The organism is Pseudomonas sp. LD120 (genome assembly GCF_009861525.1).
Classification (GTDB): domain Bacteria; phylum Pseudomonadota; class Gammaproteobacteria; order Pseudomonadales; family Pseudomonadaceae; genus Aquipseudomonas.
Window position 1 is genome coordinate 709,031 of the sequence record NZ_WVHL01000005.1, and the last position, 22,832, is coordinate 731,862.

Sequence of the window (22,832 nt, forward strand, 5' to 3'; positions counted from 1 at the left end):
ACACGAAACGGGAGACAGGCATGGATATTGTTCGACTCGGTGATTCCACCACCCATGGCGGCACCGTGATAGAAGCTTTCAGCCAGACTGACTTGAATGGCAAGCCCATGGCAGGGCTGGGGCATCAGGTGATATGCCCTTTGTGCAAGGGCACGTTTCCCATCGCGCAGGGCAGTGCTCTGTTGAATGTTGGCGGTGTGCCTGTGGCGCTGGACGGGATGAAAACCGCCTGTGGGGCCAGCCTGATCGCCAGTAATCCCAAAGGCCACGCGCTGAGTTGAAGGAGCTACGCCCTTCTCATCTCTTGTCGCTACAAAAGCGAATGCCCCGAGCCAGTCGGGGCATTGGTTTGAAATCACCATCCGGACGTTTCACATCCTGTTGGCAACGATCCACTTACTGAACCTTGGACAGATCCCCGCGCAGCGCTACGCCGGCGATGATGGCGCCGGCGTGGCATTCGTAGGTGCTGGCGTCCTTGCGCTCACGGCTCTTGTAGAAGCTGGCGATGTTGGTCACGGCGTTGGCGCCGACTCGTTTCGCGGCTTCATGCAGGGTGATGAGCGCCGATTGCAGGGCCCATTCGCAGGCGACCTGGTCGGCCTTGCCGAAGGCGTTGGTCTTTTTGTTGGTCACCGCGCCGGGGCTCAGCACGCTGACCTTGCCGGCCGGCTTGTTGCCCGCCAGGTAGAACTTCACGCTGCCATCGATCTTGCCGGTGCTGATGGCTTCGGCCACCACCTTGTCGAAGGGCAGGTACAGGGCGGTATCGCGGGCCTGGCTGATGCCGGGCAGGGTGCACAGCAGCAGGGTGGCGGTGGCCGCCAGTGTCTTCAAACGCATCGCATTCTCCATGACATAAAAGGGGGTGAAACAGCCCTGTGACCGGGGTCACAGGGAGAGGCTCATTGCGCGGCCGGGAAGCGCTTGGCCGCCGCGTCGGACAGTTGTTGCGCGGTTCGTTCGTTCTGCTTGTCGCGCAGTTCGCGCAGGATGCCCTTGTCCAGCAGGCGCACCCAGCGGATGTAGTTCTTGTGGATCTTGCCGTCCTTGTAATCCAAGTCGCGGCTGTCGCGGTAGACGATCTTGTAGTAGCTGGCGGAGTACTGGATATCGATCTCGGCGTGGAACTGCCCGCGCACGGTGATCTCGGCCTGGATCAGCTTTGGGCTGATGCGCTGCACGGTCCACTTGCGGGCCACCAGGTTTTTCAGGATCGCTTGTTTGACTTGTTCCTGGTCGGCCTGGATGGTGGCCGGGATCACCCGGTTCGGGGTGTACATCGGTTTGCTGGTGCAGGCGGCCGTGCTCAGCAAGGCCAGGACGATCAGCGTCGCGCGAAACAGGGAGGACATTCCATTTCTCCAGTGGGGTTGGGCGTTAAGGCCAGCGGCGGAAGATCAACGAGGTGTTGACGCCGCCAAAGGCAAAGTTGTTGTTCATCACGAATTCGTGACTCATGGCCCGCAAGCCGCCCTGCAGGTAGTCCAGCTCGCCGCAGCGTGGGTCGACCTGATCCAGGTTGCAGGTGTGCACGTACAGGTCGCGGTTGAGCATCTCGATGCTGAACCAGGATTCCAGCGCGCCGCAGGCACCCAGGGTGTGGCCGAGAAAACTCTTCTGCGAACTGATGGGCATGCGGCTGCCGAACAGGCTGTTGGTGGCCAGGGTCTCGGCGATGTCGCCCTGTTCGGTGGCGGTGCCGTGACCGTTGACGTAGCCGATGGCCGAGGGGGCCAGGGCCGCGTCTTCCAGGGCCAGCTCCATGGCCCGGCGCATGGTGCTCTGCTCGGGACGGGTGGTGTGCTGGCCATCGGCGTTGCTGCCGAAACCGACGATTTCCGCGTGAATGCGCGCGCCACGGGCCAGGGCGTGTTCCAGCTCTTCGAGCACCAGCATGCCGCCGCCTTCACCAATCACCAGACCGTCGCGGTCGGTGTCGTAGGGCCGGGGGCTGGTGTGTGGCGCATCGTTTTTCAGGCTGGTGGCATACAGCGCGTCGAACACCATGGCCTCGGTGGGGCACAGCTCTTCAGCGCCGCCGGCGAGCATCAGCGGCAGGCGGCCGAACTTGATCGCTTCATAGGCGTAGCCGATGCCCTGGCTGCCGCTGGTGCAGGCGCTGGAGGTGGGAATCAGGCGCCCGGTGAGGCCGAAGAAGATGCTGATATTGGCCGCGGTGGTGTGGGGCATCATGCGCACGTAGGAGTTGGCGTTGAGCCCCTCGGCCACCGAGTTCAGCAGCATGTTGCCGAAGGCCTTGATCTCGTCGGTGCTGCCGGTGGAAGAGCCGCAGGCCACGCCCATGCGCCCGTCCTTGATCGACGGCTCGCCCAGCAGCCCGGCGTCGGCCAGGGCCTGCTCGGCGGCGCCGACCGCCAGGCGCGAAACCCGGCCCATGCTGCGCAGTTGCTTGCGGGTCCAGTGGCTTGGTACCTGGAAGTCATCGATGGGGCCGGCCAAGCGGGTATTGAGCTCGCTGAACCGGTCCCATTCGTCCATGCGCCGGATGCCGCTGCGGTTGGCGGCAAAGCGCTCGACGATGCTGGCCCAGTCGCTGCCCAGGGAGGTGATGCCGGCCATGCCGGTGACGACCACGCGTTTCATCAGCACAGGCCCCCGTTCACCGCCAGCACTTGACGGGTGATGTAGGCGGCTTCGGCGGACATCAGGAAGTTCACCGCCCCGGCCACCTCTTCGGGGGTGCCCATGCGCTGGGCGGGAATCATCTTCATCAGTTCGTCCACCGGCACGTTCTCGTCGAGCATGGCAGTGTCGATCAGGCCCGGTGCCACGCAGTTGACGGTGATCTTGCGCTTGCCCAGCTCGATGGCCAGGGCCTTGGCGGCACCGATCAACCCGGCTTTGGAAGCGCTGTAGTTGACCTGGCCACGGTTGCCGATCAGCCCCGACACCGAGGTGATGCAGACAATGCGCCCGGCGGCGCGGCGGCGGATCATCGGCATCATCACCGGGTGCAGGACGTTGTAGAAACCGTCGAGGTTGGTGCGCAGTACCTGATCCCAGTCGTCCTCGCTGAGGGCCGGGAAGGCGCCGTCGCGGGTCAGCCCTGCGTTGAGTACCACGCCGTAATAGGCGCCATGGGCTTCGACGTCGGCCTCCAGGGCCGTCCGGCAGGCCTCCCGGTCCGATACATCGAATTGCAGGATGCGGGCGCTGCGCCCCAGGGCCTCGACTTCGCCCTTGACGGCTTCGGCTTCGCTGCGGCCGCTGCGGCAATGCAGCACCAGGTCAAAGCCAGCCTGGGCCAGCCGCAGGGCGATGGCGCGGCCGATGCCACGGCTGGAGCCGGTGACCAGTACGGAGTCAGTCATGACGGAGTTCCTGTAGAAGAGGCGGGTGTTTCATGCAGATAGTCGGCGGCCTGAGGGGGCCGGAACACATTCAGACGCGCCGTGGCGGCAATGCCGGGGCCGCTGAGGTGGCATTCGAACACGCCCATGCCGTTGTCGTCTTCCAGGGAGCGCAGGGCGTGGATCTCCAGCAGGCTGTCGACCGGGAAGTGCTCGACATTGCATTCGAACTTGCGAGTGCCCAGCAAAAAGCCCAGCTCCACCGGCAGGCCTTGCTGGCGCGCGCGACAGCCGGCGTAGGCGGCCACGCTTTGGGCCATCAGTTCGATCCCGACCCAGGCCGGCAGGCTGCCGTCGGGACGGTTGAACAGGCCGCCGGGGCGAACCTGGAGGCGGGTGCGGATCTGTTCTTCATCAAAGGCCAGGACCTGATCGATGAGGATCATGTCCCCGGCATGGGGCAGCAGTTCGGCGAGCGGCCAGTCGATCATGGGGCGTCTCCGATTATCAGGCTGACGTTGTTGCCGCCGAAGGCGAAGGAGTTGCTCATCAGGTGGCGTGGTGAATGCGCCGCCAACCGGTCGGCCGGGGTCACCCAGTGCAGAGGGGGCAAGGCCGGGTCGGCCGCGCCGTCCCAGACATGGGGCGGCAGTGCCTGGGCGGGGTTCTCGGCGCTCAGGCTGAGCCAGCAGAACGCGGCCTCCAGGGCTCCGGCGGCGCCCAGGGTGTGGCCGCTCATGGGCTTGGTCGAGGAACAGGGCAGGCTCTCGGGGAACAGCTGGGCCACCGCCAGGCTTTCCATGGCGTCGTTGTGCTGGGTAGCGGTGCCGTGCAGGTTCAGGTAGTCGATCTGCTGCGGCTGCAGGCCGGCGCTGCGCAGCGCCAGGCTCATGGCCTGCAAGGCACCGCGGCCATCGGGGGCCGGGGCGGAAATATGGTAGGCATCGGAGCTGGCACCACCACCGAGCAGGGCGATGGATGAGTCGCCGTCGGAGGCCTTGCTCATTAGGAACAGCACCGCCGCTTCGCCGATGTTGATGCCGTCGCGGTTGCGCGAGAACGGATTGCAGCGCTGATCGGAGACAGCCTCCAATGCCGTGAAACCGTTCAGGGTGAGCTTGCACAGGCTGTCGACCCCGCCGCACAGCACCGCGTCGCACAGGCCCAGGTCCAGCAGGCGCCGGGCGCTGATCAGGGCCCGGGCACTGGAGGTGCAGGCGGTGGAAATCACGTAGGCCGGGCCGCACAGTTGCAGCCAGTCGGCCAGGAAGTTCGCCGGGGCGCTGAGTTCCTGCTGGCGGTAGTCGTAATCCGCCGGGAATTGCTGGTCTTGCAGGTAACGGGCGATGCCGCGACTGGCTTCGTCGATCCCCGAGGTACTGGTGCCCAAGACGATGCCGATGCGGCCACGGCCGTAGCGTGCGATGGCCCGCTGGATGTCGTCCTCGATCTGCCGCGTGGCTTCCAGCAGCAGTTGGTTGTTGCGGCTGTTTTGCGCTGCCAGTCGCGCCGGCATGCTCGCCAGCGGTCCGCGAACCGCCGCCACCGGCAGGTTGCGTTCGGGCACCCAATGGCTTTCGGCGCGCATGCCCGAACAATCGCCGGCCAGCAGGCTACGGGCGACTTCCTGGCGATTGCGGCCCAGGGCGCAGATGACCCCGAGGGCGTTGAGGTAGGCGGTCATGGCGCGGCCTCGGCGCTCAGGGCTGTGATGTGGTAGTGCGGGCCTTGAGGCAGGTTCAACTCGAAATCCAGAGGTTGTTGATAGTCAATCCGCCAGCGTGGGCCGAGGGTCCGTTGGCTGCCCTGTTGCAGGGCGCCGGGGTAATGGGTCGCCAGTTCGGCGGCCGGAGTCAGGGCGAACAGCAACGCCGCGAACAGCTCCCGGGCTTCCGGGTTGGGCGGCAGCAGACCGTCGGCCTGCCACTGGCCGTTCACCAGGCGCTGACGGGCCTGGGGAATGCCCAGCGGGTCCATCAGCGACCAGCGCAGGTCCGGGCCTTCGGCCTGGATCACCAGCAGCCAGTCCTGGCGTTGTCCGTCAGCCTGGCGCTCTACATGCAGTTGCAAGGGCAGCGTCAGGGTGGGCATGCGCTCGGGCAGCGGAGCCTGATTGACGCAAGCGCTCAGCAGCAGGACACAACCGAGCAGCAGGGCGCGGATCATGGGTGCGGACCTTTCTCGGCAGCAGGGGCATTCAGGGGCTTGCGGGCCACCACATTGACCAGGGTTTCCTCGCGCTGGCCCACCGGCGGCGGCTGGCGCAGACCGAAGCGTTGCAGCAGGCCGAAGTCCTTGGCACGGCTCCACCACAGGTACGGATAAGACACGTTCTGCGGGCCGAATTCAAAGCCCTGCCGACGAATCATCTGCAAATATTCGGCGGCGCTTTTCTGCACATGCATGGGGTGGCGGAACAGCCAGCGGATCACCCAGGTATCGATGTAGGCCTCGGTGGATTCGGCGAACAGCAGGTAGCCCCCGGGCTTGAGTACTCGGTAGAACTCGGCCAGGGCCTTTTCCTGTTCCACCAGGTGATGGAAGGTCTGGTGGCAGAACAGCAGGTCGACGCTGGCGTCGGCCAACTCCAGGGTCGCGCAGTCGCTGCCGATCAGTTCCACCGGCAACTGTTGGCGCTGGGCTTCCTCGGCGCTGAGCTTGAGGCTATGAGGGTCGGCGTCGATACCGATCAGGCGCTGCGGAGCGAACACCTGATGCAGGTATTGGAACGACTTACCCTGGCCACAGCCGGCGTCGAGCAGGACTGGCTGGCTGGGCGGCTCGCCGTCGAACAGCGAGCGCAGGTCGTTGATCGCCACCCGCAGCACATGGTGCTGCCAGGTGTGGCTGCGCAGGAACCAGAAGCCGAAACGGGTTTCCTCGACGTAGCTGGGGCTCAGGTATTGCGAAGACTGATCGGTCATGCGTGCTCCCTCGCACAGACTTCCGACAGGGCCTTGAGTCGGCGCTTGGGTTCGCTGACAAACGGGTTGCGTTCATCCCAGGCATAGCCGGCGAGGATCGAGCTGATCATGCGGCGGATCTCCGGCGAGCTGCCCGGGTGGTAGATCACGTCCTGGAAGGTGCCGGCGTACCAGCCTTCGACGTAGCAGCGGAAGGTGTCGACGCCGCGCTTGAGCGGTTCGGCGAACTCCGTCGCCCAGTCCACGGGCTGGCCCTGCAACTGCCGGTTGAGCACGGCGGCGGCCATGCTCGACGAGCGCATGGCGATGGTCACCCCGGAAGAGAACACCGGGTCGAGGAACTCCGCAGCGTTGCCCAGCAGGGCAAAGCCCGGGCCGTGCAGGGTGCTGACGTTGGCCGAGTAGCCGCCGATGGTCCGCGCCGGGGTGTCCCACTCGGCGTTTTTCAGGACCTGGGCCAGGCTCGGGGTTTCGTTGATGAAGCCGCGCAGGCAGGCGTCCAGGTCGCCATCACGTCCGGCGAAGTGTTCGTCGGCAGCCACCACGCCCACCGAGCAGCGGCCGTTGCTGAAGGGGATGCTCCAGAACCAGATGTCGCGGTGTTCGGGGTGGGTGGTGATGAGGATCTTGTTGCGGTCGAACTGCTCGCAGTCGATGCGGTCCTCGACATGGGTGAACACCGCCCGGCGCACCGGGAAGTTCGACGGTGCCTCCAGCTCCAGCAGGCGCGGCAGCACCCGGCCGTAGCCGCTGGCGTCAAGAACGAAATCGGCTTCGATGCGGTACTGGCTGCCGTCTTCGCGGCGGCAGTCGAGTTGCGGCAAGGGCCGTTCCACATCCACCGCGACGATTGTCTCGCCGTAGCGGATCTCGACCCCTTGCAGGGCGGCTTGGTCGGCCAGCAGCTTGTCGAAGTCGGCGCGCTGCACCTGGAAGGTGGTGGGCTTGCCGTGGCTGAAGGTGTCGCCGAAATCGAAGGTGCTGTAGTGCTCGCCCCAGGCGAACGCCGCGCCGTTTTTCAGCTGGAATCCGGCGGCCTGCACCGCCTCCAGCATCCCGGCTTCCTCGACGAAATCCAGGCAGTGGGACAGCAGGCTTTCGCCGATGGAGAACCGCGGGAAATGTTGCCGCTCGACGATCAGCACGTCGTGGCCCTGGCGCTTGAGCAGCGCGGCCGCGATGGCCCCCGAGGGGCCGGCACCGATCACCACGACCTGGCGACGTTCCATTTCAACTGTTGGCACTGGGGCTCCTTGCCGGTTCGGCATTGTTCACGTTCAAAGAAGCCACGGTTGTCGCGGCTGATGGATGTTTGTGCAGCCAGCAGGGCAGGCTCAGCATGGGCTGCGCTCCGTTTCCGGCTGCTGTGGGTGTCCGGCCCAGGGCGCGAGGATGAAGCTGAAGGCCAGCCCCAGGCTGACCGCCAGACCGAAGTTACTCACCGCCGGGGTGCTGGAAATCGCTAGCAGGCCGAATGACAGCCAAGTGGTCAGGGCGGCCAGCAGGGTGCCCAGCAGGCTCACCGCGGCACCGCCGATCTGCTCGCGCATGAGGATCGCGTAGTCGACGCTGATGGCGGTCACCAGCAGCAGGCCGAACAGGCTGAACAGGGTCAGCGGCTGTCCCAGCCAACCGAGGCTGGCCAGGCTGCACAGGGCCGCCAGCAGCGGCAGGGCCACCAGACGCAGAGCACCGCCAACGCCGAAGGGCAGGATCAGCAGCAGCACGATCAGCCCGCAGGAGGCCAGTTTGAGTTCGGCGGCGCTGACTTGGGTGGCGGTGAACACCCGGTTCAGCTCACCCAGGCGGTCCACCAGTTGCACGCCCGGCAGGTCGTGCGCCTGGAGGCGTAGCAGGGGGGCATCGTTCAGCCCTTGCAGGCTGACGATGGCCGCCACGCCAGCGTCGTTGCGGCCTAGCCACAGAGGACGATAAGGCTCGGCCAGGGGGCCAGCCAGGGCCGCGTCGATGTCTTCCACGGGCAGGTTCTGCAACTGGTTCAACTCGTCTTGCAGTGCTTGTTGCGCTACCCCCAGCTCCAGCAGCGGTTGCCAGAACCCGGGCAGTTGCTTGAGTGCTTGGCGTACGCGCTGTTGTTCTGCGGGCGGGCTGAGCAGCTGGTTCAGGGACAGGTAGCCCTTGAGCTTGTTCAACTGCACCAGTTGTTGCAGGCGCAGGTCGAGGGCGGCCAGGCGTTCCAGCAGTTGTTGCTGGTCGGCTGCGCGCACCAGAAAGAACTGGCTGGTGGGCTGGTAGCCGGTGATCCGGGCGATGGCCTGCGCCTCTTGCAGCAGTTGCGGCGGCGCGCCGACCCATTGGCGGATGTCGTTCTTGCTGTCGAGCTGCCACAGGCCGCCGCCGCAGAACAGCGCCAACAACGCCAGCAGCACTGGGCTGGGTACGCGTTTGAGCAGCGCGCCACGCACCCTGAGCAGGGTCTCGGCGACTCGCAGCGGCCATTGCGCCGGACGCAGTTCGACGCCCTTGAGCAGCGCCGGCAGCAGGCACACCGCCGCCAGATACGCCCCCACCAGTCCGGCGGCGGAGAACACCGCGATCTGGGTCAAGGCCGGGAACGGCGTCCAGGCCAGGGCCAGGTAGCCGATGCAACTGGTGATCAGGCTCAGGCTCAGCCCCGGTAGGGTCAGGCGCAGGGCCGGCCAACTGCGCCAGGGCTTCAGGCTCCAGCTTTTGGACAGGTAGTGCAGCGGATAGTCGACGGCCACGCCAATCAGGCTTGAGCCCAGCACCAGGGTCATGACATGCATCTGGCCAAACACCGCGACGCAGACCACGGCGCCGAACAGCATGCCCACCAGCACCGGGACGAAGGCCAGCAGGGCGCGCCAGCGACGGAAGGCCAGAAGCAGCAGCAGCAAGAGGATGCCCAAGGTGGCGCCACCGCCAACCCAGGTGATTTCTTGGGTCGCCTGCTGCTGGCCGTTGGCGGCATACAGCAAGCCGCTGGCGGCCAGCAGTTGGACATCGCGCTGGCTGGCCTGTGCACGGCTGTGGTCCAGCAGTTCGGCCACCTGCAAGGGCAACCGCAGATCGAAGGCGTCGCCGCCGGTACGGGCTCGCAGCAATACCCAGTGCTTGCCATCGGCCTCAGCCAGCAGCGCGCCGCTGCCGATATCCAGTTGCACCGCGCCGTGTTGCGGCTGGCTGTTTTGAATCCGTCCGGTCAGGCCCAGCCAGTCCTCCTGGTTCGGCACCAAGGAGAAGCCGCCGAAGGGGTCGAACAGGCTTTGCAGCCGTTGCTGGATGAACGCCTGAGGCTGGCTGATCAACTGCTCGCGGTCCTTGGCCGCGAGCATCGCCAGGCGCCCTTGCAGCAGTTGCTTGCGCAAGGCCGGCAGGTCGGCCTGCAGGTTCCACTGGATCTTGGCGAACAGCCCGCTGGCTTGCCATTGCTCGGCCAGTTGCCGGGCCATGTCCAGCGCGCCTTGGCGCTCGGCGTGTCCCACCAGCACCAGGATTTCCCGGTTCAGGGGTTCCTGCATGCGTTGTTCGGCCTGCTGCTCCAGGGCGTCGGGCGCGGTGCCGGGCACCAGGTCCATCAGGTTGGCGGACAGCGGCGCGCCATGACGCCATTGCCAGGCACCCAAGGCCAGCACCAGGGCCAGCAGGATCAGGAAGCATCGCGGCAGCCAGCGTTCACTCGGCAAAGTCATGTTGCTCCGCTTCGCTCAAGGGCTGGGCACTGCTGCTGTCTTGCATGATCAGCAAGGTGCGGTCGCCCTGGGTTTCCAGCAGTTCGATGCGTTGCACCAGCGCGCCGCCGTCGATGTTGATCTGGGTGAAGATCTGTTGCAGCAGCAGTGAGCGCGGGATCAGTTGCAACCGCCAGTGTTGCGCGCTGCCTTGCAGCCTGAGTTCGAAGTCCCGTTGCAGGCCGCTGCTGTCGCCTTGCAGGACGGCCAGGAACAGGCGGTTCTGTTCGGCACCGGCACTCTTGCCCGGAAGCATCTGCCAGCCGCCGGCATCACGCCGGGCAATGCCCTGGTGGGTGATGCGGTAGTCCTGCTGCAGCGGGGTTTGCAGCAGCCACAGCAGGCCGTGGTTTTTCGCCAGGACGAAGTGGCCCTTGCTGGTCAGCGGTTGAGGCAGGGCGCGCAGGTGTTTTTCCTGGATGAAGCGACCATGGATCACCTCCGGCCGCGACAGCTGGTCGCTCAACTGTTGCAGATCGAAGGCCTGGGCCAACCCCGGAATACACCACAGCACCAGTAGCGTAGGTGCGAGCTTGCTCGCGAACCGGCGCACCACCGTGTTCAGCCTCATGCAGTTGGCCGATAGACAGACAATTTTCGCGAGCAAGTTCGCTCCTATGGTCACGGCAAAGCCCTCGCGACAGCGTCGGTGAAGACCTTGGGCGAGGCCAGTTGCATTTCCCGGCTGGCGATTTCCACGGCCACCTGCACCGAGCTGGCGCGGGTCAGGCGCTCGCCACTGGCCAGGTCGCTGATCAGGTAGTTGATCTTCAGGCGGTTCTCCCACTCCACCAGGCTGGCGCGCACGTTCAGGGTCTGGCCGAACACCGCGCCGCGCACGTAGCGCAGTTGCAGGTCGATCACCGGCCAGGCGTAGCCGGATTCGAGCATCTGCTTGTAGTTGTGGCCGAGCTTGTCCAGCAGGGCGCAGCGGGCGACTTCCAGGTACTTGACGTAGTGCCCGTGCCAGACGACGTGCATGGTGTCGACGTCGAAGAACGGCACCAGCACCTGGGTGTCGGCGTGGATCACTCCCTTGCTACGCATGCAGCCTCCAGTGTTGCTCGGCGATGCGCTGCAGGCACAGGCGCAGTTCGCGCTCCAGGGCGCGGTCCTCGATAACGGGCGCGAAGTCCGCGGCCAGCTCCCGGTGCATGGCATCCAGGGCCGGCGGCAGCGGCCGCGCGTCGGCTTCCTGGCGGCGCAGCCAGACCCCCTGGTTGGCCGCGAGCAAGGTGGCGGCGGCCACTTGCTCGGTGAGCTCCAGTACGCGGATCGCGTCGCGGGCGGCGATGGTGCCCATGCTCACCTTGTCCTGGTTGTGGCACTCGGTGGAACGGGAGAACACGCTGGCCGGCAGGGTGTTCTTCAGGGCCTCGGCGGTCCAGGCGCTGGCGCCGATCTGCACCGCCTTGAAGCCGTGGTTGAGCATGGCGCGCTCGGCGCTGGCGCCGGACAGGTTGCTCGGCAGGCCGTGGTTGTAGCGCACGTCCACCAGCAGCGCCAACTGCCGGTCGAGCAGGTCGGCGACGTTGGCCACCAGGTTTTTCAGGCTGTCCATGGCGAAGGCGATGTGCCCGCCGTAGAAGTGCCCGCCGTGCAGCACGCGCTCGGCCTCGGCGTCGATGATCGGGTTGTCGTTGGCGCTGTTGAGTTCGGTTTCGATAAAACCGCGCAGCCAGTTCAGGCTGTCGGCCAGCACCCCGAGCACATGGGGCGCGCAGCGCAGCGAGTAGCGGTCCTGCAGGCGGTGCAGGGGCGCGGTCGGTGCGTCGATCGCCAAGTCCTGGCGCAGCCACGCGGCCACTTGCATCTGCCCCGGGTGCGGCTTGGCGGCGAACAGGCGTTCGTCGAAATGCTCCGGGTTGCCTTGCAGGGCCACCACGTTGAGGGCGGTGATGCGGGTGGCCAGGTGCAGCAGGTAGTCGGCCCGGGCAAAGGCCAGGCAGGCCAGCCCGGTCATCACCGCGGTGCCGTTCATCAGCGCTAGGGCTTCCTTGGGCCGTAGCACCAGCGGCTCCCAGCCGAGCTCGCGGTGCACGTCGGCGGACTCTCGGCGCTCGCCACGAAACAGCACCTCGCGTTCGCCGGACAGGGTGGCCGCCACGTAGGACAGCGGCGTCAGGTCGCCACTGGCGCCCACCGAGCCCTCTTCCGGGATCAGCGGCAGGATGTCCTGGTCGAGGAAGGCCTGCAGGCGCTCCAGCAGTTCCACCCGGACGCCGGAAACCCCTTGGCACAGCGACTGCAGGCGCGCGGCCAATACGGCGCGGGTGGCCTGGGCGTCCAGCCGCTTGCCCAGGCCGCAGCCGTGGAAGGTGTACAGATGCCGGGGCAAGGCCTCGACGTGCTGCAGCGGCACCGCCACCACGCAGGAGTCGCCATAGCCGGTGGTCACGCCATAGATCACCCCTTCCTTGTCCAGCAGGGAATCGAGGAACTGCGCGCCCTTGGCGATCCGCTGGCGCCAGGCGGCGTCGCTTTGCAGGCAGGTCGGCGTCTGGCGGTTGGCCAGGGCCAGCACGTCTTCGATGCGCAGGGGGTGTTCGCCGAAGGTTACCGGCTCATGGGTCGAGGTCGTCATCGGTCTTCCAGAATGGGTAAAAGTTGAACCATTGTTGCGGTGCCTGCAGGCAGTACTGGCCCAGGCGCTCGGCGTAGCGGGCGGTCCACTGGGCGATCACTTGCTGGCGGTCATTGCGCTTCCACTGCACGGCCTCGGCGAAGGGTTCGAGGATCACTTGATAGCGGCCTTGTTGCTTCAGGCACAGCAGCAGGTTGACCGGGCACTTGAGCAACCCGGCCAGCAGCCAGGGGCCCTGGGGAAAAGCGGCCTGATGGCCGAGGAAATCCACCCGCACATTGCGCCCGCCGTGCAGCGGCACACGGTCGCCGGCAATCGCCAGCCACTCGCCGCGATCCAGGCGCTGGCTCAGTTGCAGCATGATCGCCGGGTCCAGCTCGCTGACCTGGATCAATCGCAGGTGGCTGGCCCCGGCCTCGCCCAGCAGGCGGTTGAAGCGTTCGGCGTGCTTGGTGTGCACCAGCACGTTCATGGTCACCTGCTCGCCCAGCTCGGCCAGGGCCCGGCAGACTTCCAGGTTGCCCAGGTGCGCGCCCACCAGCAGCTGCCCGCGTTCACCGCGCAGTTGGTGGCGCAACTGCGCCGGATCGACGATTTCGATCTGCTCGATGCGCAGCTTGCCGTTCCACACGTCGAGCTTGTCCAACAGGGCATCGGCAAAGGCCATGAACTGGCCAAACACCCGCCAGTGGCTGGGGCGCAACTCATCGCGCCCGCTCCATTGCGCCAGACGCTGCCGGTACTGCCAGATGCTGCGCCGGGCACGGCGGCCGAACAGGAAGAAATAGAACACGATGGCGTATAGCACAGGGCTTAGCACCCGGCGCCCCAACACCCGCACGGCAAAGGCGGTGAGCTTCATCAGCCAGAAGCTGCCGCGCTCCTGATGGCCGGCCCAGTGTTCGCTGCCGGGCTTCTTGGGGGGCTCCAGGTTCATGAACGCCACCGGCGCCAGAGGATCAGCGGCAGGCGCAGCAACATGCCGAAGAACAGCTTGGCGTGCATCTTGGAAATCAGCGCGTTGTCGTGGAACAGGCGAAAGTGCGAGAGGCCGTCCTGGGGGTAGTGAACCCGGGTCGGCAGCCAGTGCATGGGTTGGTTGCGCCAGGACAGGCGCACGAGGATTTCCGGGTCGAAGTCCATGCGCCGGCCCAGTTGCACCGAGTCGAGCAGGGCCAACGTGGCGGGCAGGGGATAGACCCGAAAGCCGCACATGGAGTCCGGAATCTGCAGCGACAGGCTGTTGATCCACACCCACACGTGGGTCAGGTAGCGGGCGTACAGGCGGCCCTTGGGCACGCTGGTGTCGTACTGTGGATAACCGCAAATCAGCGCCTCGGGATGGGCCTGTGAGCGTTGGATGAAGTTATCCACATCCGTGAGGTCGTGCTGGCCGTCGGCGTCCACCTGCAGGGCGTGGCTGAACCCCAGGTGCGCGGCTTCGCGCAGGCCGGCCATGACCGCGCCGCCCTTGCCCTGGTTGACCGCCAGGCGAATCAGGAACACCTGCTCGCGCTCGGCCATTTGTTCCAGCACCGCCGCACAGGCCGGGTTGCTGGCGTCGTCCGCCAGCACGCAGGGCAGGCCCCGGGCCAGAAGCGCATCGATCACCGCGGGCACGGCGGTTTCATGGTTGTAGACCGGAATGACCGCACAAGGCTTATGCATGGCCGCGGCCCCCCACACGGCAGGAACCGGCGTGCCGGCACATCCCGGGTTCAACACCCAGCAACTTATCCACAGCTGGCCTCCAGGACGATCCGCCCACTGGAACAAGGAGCGCCGTCATTGAGGTAGGCGAAATACAGTTTCTGGCGCTGGGCATCGAAGCGCAGGTTCAGCTGGATACGATCACCGGGTCGCACCAGTTGCTGGAACTTCAGCACTTCCATGCCGGCGAAGCGGCCCGGCAGTTCGAGCAGTTGCTGGCCCAGGGCCAGGGCCCAGTCCACTTGCACGACCCCCGGCAGCACCGGGGTGGCGGGGAAGTGCCCGCTGAAGTAGGCCAGGTCCGGCGGAACCGCCAGTTGCAGTTGCCATTCGTCGGCGTGCTGCACCTGCTCCAGCACCTCCGGCGCTTGCGGGCGCGGCGCCAGCAGCAGGGCCTGGACCTCGGCCTGGGGCAGCTTGCCCTGGCTGTTGAGGGGCATCTGTTGCACCAGGCGCCAGCGCCGTGGCAGGGCCAGGGCTTCGCAATGCCCGGCCAGATGCTGGCGCAGGGACTGGGTCAGGTGGCGCCGGCCCTGGTTGCGCAAGGCATGCAGCCCGGCTTCGCTGAGCACCAGCAGGGCGCCGAGGTAGGCGCGGTTGTCTTCGATCACCCCCAGGCGCGCTTCCGCCACCCAGTCGTGCTGCTCCAGGGCCTGTTCGAGCATGGGCAGGGAGAGGCGTTTTTCTTCCAGCTTGACGATACGGTCCAGGCGCCCCAGCAGCTCGAAGCGGCCGTCGGCGCCAATGCGCGCGGCATCGGCGGTATGTTCCACGTGACCGGCAGGCAGATAGGGGGAACGGATCAGCAGCGCGCCGTCGCGATCCTGGCTCAGGCCTACCTCGGCGAAGGGTTGCCACAGTGGGTCGCCCTGGCGCCAGGCAATGCCGCCGGTTTCCGAGCTGCCGAGGATTTCCGTCGGCCATTGCTGCAGGCGCTGTTGCAGCCCGCTGGCGGCCTCAGCAGGCAGGGCGCCGCCGGAGGAGAACACCCGACGCACCGGGCTCAGGGCCGGCCAGTCGAGGTTGTCTCCCATGCGTTTGAGCAATGCCGGGCTGGCTACCCAGGCGAATGCCGGGCATTCGCGGCTGGCCCGTTGCAGGTCTTCGGGGAACGGCAATTGGCGGCGCACGAAGGGGCGCCCGGCGCACAGCGGCCAAAGCACCCGGAACAGCAACCCGTAGATGTGCTGGGTGGCGACGCTGCCGATGATCCAGGCCGGGCCCAGGTCGGCGCCCCACAGTTGTTCCAGAGCGCCAACTTCGTTGGCCAGCTGGCGCAGGCTTTTTTCGATGCGCTTGGGCTCGCCGCTGGAGCCCGAGGTGCACAGGCTCAGTCGGCAGGCGTCCAGGTCCAGCTCGGCCGGTTCCAGGGGCTGGGCCTGCAACTGCGGCAGGGGCGTGTCCTGATCGGTCAGCCACAGGTCGACGTCCGCCGCCCAGCGCTGGCGGGTCTGGGCCTGGAGGTCGGCGGGCAGCAATACGCTGACCCCGGCGCGCCAGGCGCCCAGCAGGGCCACGGCCAGGTCCACGGCGTCTTCCAGGTGCAGCGCCAGCCGGCGCACGCCGCGTGCTTGCAGGGCGCCGGCCAGGCGCAGGGCCTGCGCCTGTACCTGCTCCAGGTCGATGTTGGGCTGGGCGCTGACCACCCGAGCGGTGTACGTCTTGAGCAGCAACTGCTCAAGGGGGATCCAGTTCATCTGTGGCCTCGTACCCGTTGTCGTAAGAGCCATTCAATGGCAAACAGCAAGCCCATCAGCCCGTAGGCGATCAGGCCGTTGTACAACGTCCACCAGCTCAGCGGCGCCCAGAGCGTCAGGGCCGCGGCGAGCACGCCGTTACAGAAGAAAAACACACTCCAGGCGATGGTCACCTGGCGGGTATAGCGCACGGCTTTTTCCGGCAGGTCCGGCTCGCTGATACGGGCCAGGCGCTCGGCTATCGGCGGGCCGTATTTCAGGCTGAGGCCGAACAGTCCCAGCATGAAACCGCTGATCAGCACCGGGTACCAGCGCAGCAGCGCCGGGTGGTCGAACCAGGCCAGCAGCAGGCAGAAGACGATCGCTGCGGCGGCCATCCACAGGCTGCCGGGGCGGCGTTCGCCGGTTAGCGCCCGGGCCAGCCACAGGCCGCCCAGCAGCAGGCCGAACTGCCACGGGGCGAAGTGCTCCATGCCGAAGTACACCGCGAAGGGGTAAAGCAGGCCGGCCAGCAACAAGCCCAGGCCGATCAGCCGGCTCATGCGGCCGGTTGGACCAGACGGTAGACCGCCTCGACCACGTCGTTGACGGTGCGCACCGACTTGAATTCCTCGGCGGCGATTTTCTTGCCGGTCTGACGCTTGATGTGGTCGATCAGGTCGACCGCATCGATGCTGTCGATTTCCAGGTCCTGGTACAGGTTGGAGTCCAGGCTGATGCTGTCGGGTTCCAGCTCGAAGAGCTCGACCAGGGCATCGCGCAGGGTGTTGAAAATGTCGTCACGGGTTTGCATGGTCGGTTCTCAAGCTGCCTGTTTTGCAGTGACGAACGCCGCAAGGCTCGCCACGTTACTGAAGTGGTTGCGGGTGTCCTTGGCGTCGGCGTCGATCTTGATGCCGTACTTTTTCTGGATCGCCAGGCCCAGTTCCAGGGCGTCCACCGAGTCCAGGCCGAGGCCTTCACCGAACAGGGTCTGATCGTCGCCAATGTCCTGGGCGCTGATGTCTTCGAGGCCCAGGGCGTCGATGATCAGCAGTTTGATTTCAAGCATCAGATCCGGGTGCGTATCGCTCATCTCTGGCGAGCTCCTTAATGAAATAGTGGTGCAAGTGCTCATTGAGCTTGCGCGAAGCCTGGGGCGCCGGGCCTTGGGCGGCAAAGGTCTGTGGGTCTATATCGGCACCGACGTGAAAACTGAAGTGCACACGGCGTTGCGGGATGCGGTACCAGGGCTCTGCCTTGGTCAGGGTGGTGGGGCTGACCTTGATCACCACCGGGGTGATGATTGTTGCACCGCGCAAGGCAATCGCGGCGGCGCCTCGATGAAAGGCGGGTGCGGTGCCGGGCTGGGTGCGGGTACCTTCGGGAAAGACGATCAGGGTCTGGCCCTCTTGCAGCGCTCCGGAGGCGGCATCGAGCATGTCCATGCTGCCGTCGTTGCTGATGTATTGGGTGGAGCGCACCGGTCCGCGGGTGAAGGGATTGTCCCAGAGGCTTTCCTTGACCACGCAGTTGGCGTCACGTACCAGACCGATCAGGAACACCACGTCGATCAGCGACGGATGGTTGGCAATGATCATCTGCCCCGGACGCCCGAGCAGGTGGGCGCCTTTGACCTCATAGGTGAGCACGCCGCTCTTGGCCATGAAACGGATGAACAGCCAGAACAGCCGGCTGACGGTCTTGCGTGCGCGTTGGCGCTGGACGTGGGCATCACCGGGCAGGCAGGCGAGCAGGGGGAAGATCACCAGGCGCAGGCACAAACCACCGATGCCGAACAGTGCGAAGCTCAGTGCGGTGGCCAGCAGGCGCCAGTAGTAGCCGTCACGGCCCTTGGCGGTCAGAGATTGCGTTGCCAGGTCCATACACGATTCATCCAGGCATGTTGGCAAAGGGTCTGCGAGCCGAGCAGCGCACGCAACAGGTTCAGGGCGTGTGGCCATTGGGCCTTGGGCAGTTGCCCGTCATGGCTGTCCAGGGACAGTTGCCAGTCGTCGCCGGGGGTCAGCAACAGGCCCAGGGCATAAGGGAATGGCACGTCATCGATCCAGCTGGCGTAGGCGTCGGGCGGCTGTTCTTCGGTGATCACCAGCAGCACATGGCGCGCGCCGTCCGCCAGCAGCGTGGCGGCCTCCAGCAGGCCGTGCTCCAAGCCGTCACCAGCGGCGGCCAGGGCAGTCATTTCGCTGGTTTCGCCGCGCATGATCGACCACAGGCCGATCACCGCGTTGTGCACCGAGAGGCTGAACTGGGTCGGCGACAGCGGCTGCCCGGCCGCCAGGTCGCTGAGGATCTCGAAGGTGCGCGGGGTTTCGCCATGCCGGGAGATGAACACCAGCGGCAACTGCTCCAAGCCTTCGGCCAGGGGCCAGCCGACGCTGAAGGCCATGCGCGCCAGGCGGCTGAGGCGGCGACGCTGCATGGCCGGAAGAAAAGACACATCGGGAGCGGCATCGCTGGTTTCAGGCAGGGCCGGCTGATGGCTCCAGGCCTGCCAGGCGGCCACGCTTTCGAGCCCAGGGGCCCACGCACGCCATTGAGCGATGTTGAACTTGATCACTTGATTTCATCCCGCCCCTGCGGGCTTCCTTGACGCGGTATATCGCTTCGAATGGCGACTGACCTGGGTGACGCGACAGCGTCAGTGGCGCGCATTATCCCGGTGCGACTGGCTGGTAGCAAATGTTGCTTGGGCTGTGGGTCGCAAAATCGACGAAACCTTCACCTTGAAGTGTGTCTTTTTGCCACTATCCGGTCTGGCTCCGGACGCGTAGTGCCCCGGGTTGTCGCTGGACGCCTGCTGCTGAGCGGCCTTGGGCGTTTGAAACTCTTGCACCGCCGAGGTAGCGCAGAAAAGGCGTGGGCTACTACACTCGGCCATCTTTGATACACGGAGGTTTAGACATGCGGCGTGTGGTGTTCAATCAGAAAGGTGGCGTTGGCAAGTCCAGTATTGCCTGCAATCTGGCGGCGGTCAGCGCCAACGAGGGGTATCGCACCTTGCTGGTGGACCTGGATGCCCAGGCCAACTCGACCCAGTACCTCACCGGCCTGACCGGCGATGACATTCCCATGGGGATTGCCGATTTCTTCAAGCAGACCCTGTCGTCCGGGCCGTTCTCGAAAAAGAACCATGTAGATATCTACGAGACGCCTTTTGACAACCTGCATGTGGTAACCGCCACCGCCGAGCTGGCCGATCTGCAGCCCAAGCTTGAGGCCAAGCACAAGATCAACAAGCTGCGTAAGTTGCTGGACGAGTTGGCCGAGGACTATGAGCGCATCTATCTCGACACCCCGCCTGCGCTGAACTTTTACGCGGTATCGGCGCTGATCGCCGCGGATCGGGTGCTGATTCCCTTTGACTGCGACAGCTTCTCTCGCCAGGCGCTGTACGGCCTGCTGGCGGAGATCGAAGAGTTGAAGGAAGACCACAACGAAGGCCTGGAGGTTGAGGGCATCGTAGTCAATCAGTTCCAGGCCCGGGCCAGCCTGCCGCAGCAGATGCTGGATGAGTTGATTGGCGAGGGCTTGCCGGTGCTGCCGGTGTACCTGAACAGTTCGGTGCGCATGCGCGAGTCTCATCAGGCCTGCATGCCGTTGATCCATCTCGATCCTCGGCACAAGCTGAGCCAGCAGTTCGTCGAGTTGCACAACCTGTTGGAAAACGCCTGATCCCGGGGGGCGCCGTAATGGCAAAGCAGGCCTCCTGTCAGGGCGTGTTCAGATGCCCTGGCTGCGCAACCAGCTCAAGAGTTGTGGTAACGGCAGGGCGCCACTTTGCCGGGCCACTTCGCGGCCGTTCTTGAACAGAATCAGGCTCGGGATCGAGCGAATGCCCAGTTGCCCCGACAGTTGCGGGTTGGCCTCGCTGTCGAGCTTGGCCAGCCGGCATTTGCCACTCAGTTGCGCCGCGGCCTGCTGAAAGATCGGCGCAAAGGATTTGCACGGCCCGCACCAGTCGGCCCACACATCCACTAGCAGCGGCAGATCGCCCTTGATCTGACTGGCATAGTCGCCCTGGCGCAATTCAAAAGGCTGGTTGAGCACTACCTCGGCTTTGCAGCGCCCGCATTTTGGGTGATCGCCCAGGCGTTCGCCGGGGATGCGGTTGAGGCCATTGCAGTGAGGGCAGGGGATCAGCAGTGGTTCGGACATGGTTGGGCTCCGCAAAGCAGGGTGGAGCACCTTAAATGGCGGCGTCCGGGGTGAATATCAAGTCGATGCCACTGGGCACGTGCCACCAAGGCTTCAGGTGCTGGACGGGGCCCGTTCGAGGCCCGGCGGAGGACCTGCGGCTGGTCGAGGTCTTTGGGTTGGATGCACAGCTGGCGCGTCAGGGGGCTCCTTGTCGCGCAATGGCGTTTAGCGGTAGTCGACGTGGGTCAAGCGATCCAGGGTCCGGCCCATTTGAAAGGTGAATGGCCGGCCGAGGGCTTGCATCTTTTGATTGCACAGTGCTTGCAACTGGTCTTTTCGGGTGTCGAAGGGTAGGGCTGCGGTCAGGGTCTGGACGCCAATGGAGCCGATGACGATGGCGAACTCGTCAAAGGGCACCGGAGCCGGCCGGGTGATCTTCGAGCTGGATGGCCAGGCCTGGATGGTTTGCTGTTGCATCAGTCGGTTCAGGTCCGGGTCATCGAAATGCACCTTGAGCGCCACCTTGGCAATGCTGCCGCTGCGGGTCAGTAGAGAGATCAGGCCGCGTTCGGAGTTATCTGTCCCAAGGGCTTGGTAGGCGATCAACTTCAATGGCGTGGGCAGTGCCAGGTGCGCGGTGATCTTGCAACTGACCGGGCCTTGGATTTCGCTTCTGTTGGCAATGGCGCGCATGCTGTCGTCGTAGCTGCGGTCCAGCAGCATCTCGAACGTCGGGTCGAGCTCAAAGGTGGCGTCGATGCTGTCCGGCAGGCCGCTGGGGCCGGCCGGGGTCACGCTGGCCTGGGCGTTGTCCAGTTCCAGGTGCAGGTTCATCGAGCTGCCCTTGCGCGCGCGGGTGACCTGCTCGAAAACAGCCTTGAGGCGGCCCCGTTGTTCCGGGCTCAGGGAGTAGTCCACCAGGCTCAGGTGGATCACTTTGTCATCTGCCTTGTCGCGTTCCAGGGTGATGGCGTCGGGATCCAGGCCCTGGGCGCTGAGCGCGGCGTCAATGCTCTGCTGGTACGCTTGGTGTACCCCTTGGTCGGAGTACTGCGGGCCAGCCTTGGGGTCGGAGCGCACTGAGTCCTGAAAGTGCAGGGTGGCGAACTCTTCCTTGCACCCGGTCAGCGAAAGCAACAGGGGCAGCAGCAGGTAGCGACGTTTCATCGTGGACTCTTGCAGGGCATCGATGGGAGTAAGGCTCGCGGTATGGGCGAGCGCTTCCAGGTGTGGAGGGCGGTCTTGATCTGACTCAAGACGAGCAACTGATTTCCAGGTGCTTGCCCCACTCGGGAGGACGCTCGGCATAGCCTTGCATGCCGTCTTGTTCCTCGAAAGGTCGGCTCAGCACCTGATGCAGGCGGCGTACGAGCGAATAGTCACCGGATTCGGCCGCGTCGATGGCCTTCTGCGCCAGATAGTTGCGCAGGATGTACAGCGGGTTGACCGCGTGCATGCGCTCCCGGCGTGCTGCCTGGCCCTGGATCGGATCGCGGGCGACCCGCTGCAGATACAACTCGGCCCAGGCATCGAAGCCTTTGATATCGACGAAGTCGTCCCGCAACTGCGCCACGGCCAGCGCCGGGGCCTGGTCTCCCAGCCGGCGGAAGAACAGGCTGTAGTCGACGCTACTGCCCTGCATCAGTTGCAGCAGGCGTTCCAGCAGTTTCTGGTCGTCGTCCTCGGCATGAGTGAAACCCAGGCGCCGGCGCATCAGGTCCAGGTAATGAGCCTGGTACAGCGGAAGAAACAGGCCCAGGGCTTCGCGCAGGGCCTCGACGCTGATGAACGGCGTCAGGGCCTGGGCCAGGGCGCTGAGGTTCCATTGACCAATGGGTACCTGGTTGCTGAAGGAGTAGCGCCCCTGATCATCGGAGTGGTTGCAGATGAAGTGGGCATCGAAGTCATCGAGGAAGGCAAAGGGCCCGAAATCGAAGGTGATGCCCAGGATCGACATGTTGTCGGTGTTCATCACCCCGTGGCAGAAGCCGTAAGCCTGCCATTTGGCGATCAGCTCGGCGTTGCGCTCGACGATCTCGCGGAACATCGCCCGATAGGGTTCCGGTTGTTCCAGGCATTCGGGGAAGTGCAGGGCCAGCAGGTGCTCGCCCAGTTGTTTCTGTTGCTCGGGTTTTTTCGTGTAGTAGAAATATTCGAAATGACCGAAGCGGATATGGCTCGGCGCCAGGCGCAGGAGCATCGCCCCGCGCTCCTGTTTCTCGCGCCACACCGGGGTGTCGGAGCCAATCACGCACAAGGCGCGGCTGCTGGGGATGCCCAAGGCATGCAGGGCTTCGGAGGCCAGGAATTCGCGGATCGACGAACGCAATACCGCCCGGCCATCGCCCATGCGCGAATAGGGCGTTTGGCCGGCGCCCTTCAGGTGCAGGTCCCAGTGTTCTCCCGCCTGGTTGTAAACCTCGCCCAGCAGCAGTCCGCGGCCGTCGCCCAGTTGTGGGTTGTAGGAACCGAACTGATGCCCGGAATACACCATCGCTCGAGGTTCGGCCTCGGCCCACAGTTTGTGCCCGCCGAACAACTCGGCGAACACCGGGCTTTCGGCCGTGGCTGGGTCCAGGTCGAGCAACGCCATGGCCGCGGAACTGGCAACCACCAGCCTTGGGTTATCCAGGGGCTCGGGCAGCACATGGGTTGAGAAGGCATCGCCGAGGCGGGCGAAGCGGTTGTCGAAGGTCAGTTCGTCGAGGGCTTTCAACGGCCATCTCCCAGCAGAATGTCCGAGCATTCTG

26 protein-coding genes are annotated in these 22,832 nt (G+C 65.3%); 2 read left to right on the plus strand and 24 right to left on the minus strand.

Going from position 1 to position 22,832, the window contains the following annotated elements:
* Positions 1-20 precede the first annotated feature (20 nt).
* On the plus strand, positions 21-281 hold the full coding sequence (locus PLD_RS17540; RefSeq protein ID WP_159894894.1) for a PAAR domain-containing protein: 261 nt from the start codon (positions 21-23) through the stop codon (positions 279-281).
* Positions 282-396: 115 nt separating this feature from the next.
* Here the strand turns inward: PLD_RS17540 and PLD_RS17545 are convergent, their stop codons facing one another.
* From PLD_RS17545 to PLD_RS17645, 21 genes are all read right to left on the minus strand, one after another.
* On the minus strand, positions 397-843 hold the full coding sequence (locus tag PLD_RS17545) for an excinuclease (protein WP_159894896.1): 447 nt from the start codon (positions 841-843) through the stop codon (positions 397-399).
* 62 nt (positions 844-905) lie between these two features.
* Positions 906-1,355, minus strand: coding sequence for a hypothetical protein (locus PLD_RS17550; protein ID WP_159894898.1), 450 nt, complete (start codon positions 1,353-1,355; stop codon positions 906-908).
* A 25-nt stretch (positions 1,356-1,380) separates the two neighbouring features.
* On the minus strand, positions 1,381-2,607 hold the full coding sequence (locus PLD_RS17555) for a beta-ketoacyl-ACP synthase (protein ID WP_159894900.1): 1,227 nt from the start codon (positions 2,605-2,607) through the stop codon (positions 1,381-1,383).
* The gene (gene fabG / locus PLD_RS17560; protein WP_159894902.1) at positions 2,607-3,335 is read right to left on the minus strand and encodes a 3-oxoacyl-ACP reductase FabG; all 729 of its coding nucleotides are present in this window, start codon (positions 3,333-3,335) and stop codon (positions 2,607-2,609) included. The genes PLD_RS17555 and fabG overlap by 1 nt, the downstream gene beginning before the upstream one ends.
* Entirely contained in the window at positions 3,332-3,805 is a 474-nt protein-coding gene (locus tag PLD_RS17565) for a hotdog family protein (protein WP_159894904.1), read from the minus strand. The genes fabG and PLD_RS17565 overlap by 4 nt, the downstream gene beginning before the upstream one ends.
* Positions 3,802-4,998: a beta-ketoacyl-[acyl-carrier-protein] synthase family protein gene (locus PLD_RS17570; protein WP_159894906.1), complete on the minus strand. Its 1,197-nt coding sequence runs from the start codon at positions 4,996-4,998 to the stop codon at positions 3,802-3,804. The genes PLD_RS17565 and PLD_RS17570 overlap by 4 nt, the downstream gene beginning before the upstream one ends.
* Positions 4,995-5,480 (minus strand): DUF3261 domain-containing protein, encoded by a 486-nt coding sequence (locus tag PLD_RS17575; RefSeq protein ID WP_159894908.1) that lies wholly within the window; start codon positions 5,478-5,480, stop codon positions 4,995-4,997. Before PLD_RS17575 ends, PLD_RS17570 begins: the two co-directional genes overlap by 4 nt.
* A complete protein-coding gene (locus PLD_RS17580) occupies positions 5,477-6,238 on the minus strand; it encodes a class I SAM-dependent methyltransferase (RefSeq protein ID WP_159894910.1) in 762 nt (253 codons plus the stop codon). Before PLD_RS17580 ends, PLD_RS17575 begins: the two co-directional genes overlap by 4 nt.
* On the minus strand, positions 6,235-7,482 hold the full coding sequence (locus tag PLD_RS17585; protein WP_159894912.1) for an NAD(P)/FAD-dependent oxidoreductase: 1,248 nt from the start codon (positions 7,480-7,482) through the stop codon (positions 6,235-6,237). Before PLD_RS17585 ends, PLD_RS17580 begins: the two co-directional genes overlap by 4 nt.
* A 90-nt stretch (positions 7,483-7,572) precedes the next feature.
* The gene (locus tag PLD_RS17590; protein ID WP_159894914.1) at positions 7,573-9,912 is read right to left on the minus strand and encodes an MMPL family transporter; all 2,340 of its coding nucleotides are present in this window, start codon (positions 9,910-9,912) and stop codon (positions 7,573-7,575) included.
* Positions 9,896-10,522 carry an outer membrane lipoprotein carrier protein LolA gene (locus PLD_RS17595; protein ID WP_256674810.1) on the minus strand — a complete coding sequence of 209 codons (627 nt, stop codon included), beginning with the start codon at positions 10,520-10,522 and terminating at the stop codon, positions 9,896-9,898. Before PLD_RS17595 ends, PLD_RS17590 begins: the two co-directional genes overlap by 17 nt.
* A 50-nt stretch (positions 10,523-10,572) precedes the next feature.
* Positions 10,573-10,998 (minus strand): thioesterase family protein, encoded by a 426-nt coding sequence (locus PLD_RS17600; RefSeq protein WP_159894917.1) that lies wholly within the window; start codon positions 10,996-10,998, stop codon positions 10,573-10,575.
* Positions 10,991-12,535, minus strand: coding sequence for a histidine ammonia-lyase (hutH, locus tag PLD_RS17605; protein ID WP_159894919.1), 1,545 nt, complete (start codon positions 12,533-12,535; stop codon positions 10,991-10,993). The genes PLD_RS17600 and hutH overlap by 8 nt, the downstream gene beginning before the upstream one ends.
* The gene (locus PLD_RS17610; protein ID WP_159894921.1) at positions 12,516-13,472 is read right to left on the minus strand and encodes a glycosyl transferase; all 957 of its coding nucleotides are present in this window, start codon (positions 13,470-13,472) and stop codon (positions 12,516-12,518) included. The genes hutH and PLD_RS17610 overlap by 20 nt, the downstream gene beginning before the upstream one ends.
* The gene (locus tag PLD_RS17615; protein ID WP_159894923.1) at positions 13,469-14,203 is read right to left on the minus strand and encodes a glycosyltransferase family 2 protein; all 735 of its coding nucleotides are present in this window, start codon (positions 14,201-14,203) and stop codon (positions 13,469-13,471) included. The genes PLD_RS17610 and PLD_RS17615 overlap by 4 nt, the downstream gene beginning before the upstream one ends.
* Positions 14,204-14,268: 65 nt before the next feature.
* Complete coding sequence (locus PLD_RS17620) at positions 14,269-15,942, minus strand: AMP-binding protein (RefSeq protein ID WP_159894925.1); 1,674 nt, start codon at positions 15,940-15,942, stop codon at positions 14,269-14,271.
* Positions 15,939-16,484, minus strand: coding sequence for a hypothetical protein (locus PLD_RS17625; RefSeq protein WP_159894927.1), 546 nt, complete (start codon positions 16,482-16,484; stop codon positions 15,939-15,941). The genes PLD_RS17620 and PLD_RS17625 overlap by 4 nt, the downstream gene beginning before the upstream one ends.
* A complete protein-coding gene (locus tag PLD_RS17630) occupies positions 16,481-16,735 on the minus strand; it encodes an acyl carrier protein (RefSeq protein ID WP_016962653.1) in 255 nt (84 codons plus the stop codon). The genes PLD_RS17625 and PLD_RS17630 overlap by 4 nt, the downstream gene beginning before the upstream one ends.
* Positions 16,736-16,744: 9 nt before the next feature.
* The gene (locus PLD_RS17635; protein ID WP_159894929.1) at positions 16,745-17,017 is read right to left on the minus strand and encodes a phosphopantetheine-binding protein; all 273 of its coding nucleotides are present in this window, start codon (positions 17,015-17,017) and stop codon (positions 16,745-16,747) included.
* On the minus strand, positions 16,986-17,807 hold the full coding sequence (locus PLD_RS17640) for a 1-acyl-sn-glycerol-3-phosphate acyltransferase (RefSeq protein WP_159894931.1): 822 nt from the start codon (positions 17,805-17,807) through the stop codon (positions 16,986-16,988). The genes PLD_RS17635 and PLD_RS17640 overlap by 32 nt, the downstream gene beginning before the upstream one ends.
* Positions 17,783-18,502, minus strand: coding sequence for a beta-ketoacyl synthase chain length factor (locus PLD_RS17645; protein WP_159894933.1), 720 nt, complete (start codon positions 18,500-18,502; stop codon positions 17,783-17,785). The genes PLD_RS17640 and PLD_RS17645 overlap by 25 nt, the downstream gene beginning before the upstream one ends.
* A 344-nt stretch (positions 18,503-18,846) precedes the next feature.
* Between PLD_RS17645 and PLD_RS17650 the strand changes: the two genes are divergently transcribed.
* Complete coding sequence (locus PLD_RS17650; protein WP_159894935.1) at positions 18,847-19,617, plus strand: ParA family protein; 771 nt, start codon at positions 18,847-18,849, stop codon at positions 19,615-19,617.
* 48 nt (positions 19,618-19,665) lie between these two features.
* On the opposite strand, the gene trxC is transcribed toward PLD_RS17650, so the two are convergent.
* The 3 genes from trxC to selO form a co-directional block, all read right to left on the minus strand.
* Entirely contained in the window at positions 19,666-20,100 is a 435-nt protein-coding gene (gene trxC / locus PLD_RS17655; protein ID WP_159894937.1) for a thioredoxin TrxC, read from the minus strand.
* Positions 20,101-20,307: 207 nt separating this feature from the next.
* Positions 20,308-21,249, minus strand: a complete 942-nt coding sequence (locus tag PLD_RS17660; RefSeq protein ID WP_159894939.1) for a hypothetical protein — start codon at positions 21,247-21,249, stop codon at positions 20,308-20,310.
* Positions 21,250-21,334: 85 nt separating this feature from the next.
* On the minus strand, positions 21,335-22,798 hold the full coding sequence (gene selO / locus PLD_RS17665) for a protein adenylyltransferase SelO (RefSeq protein WP_159894941.1): 1,464 nt from the start codon (positions 22,796-22,798) through the stop codon (positions 21,335-21,337).
* Positions 22,799-22,832: the final 34 nt, after the last annotated feature.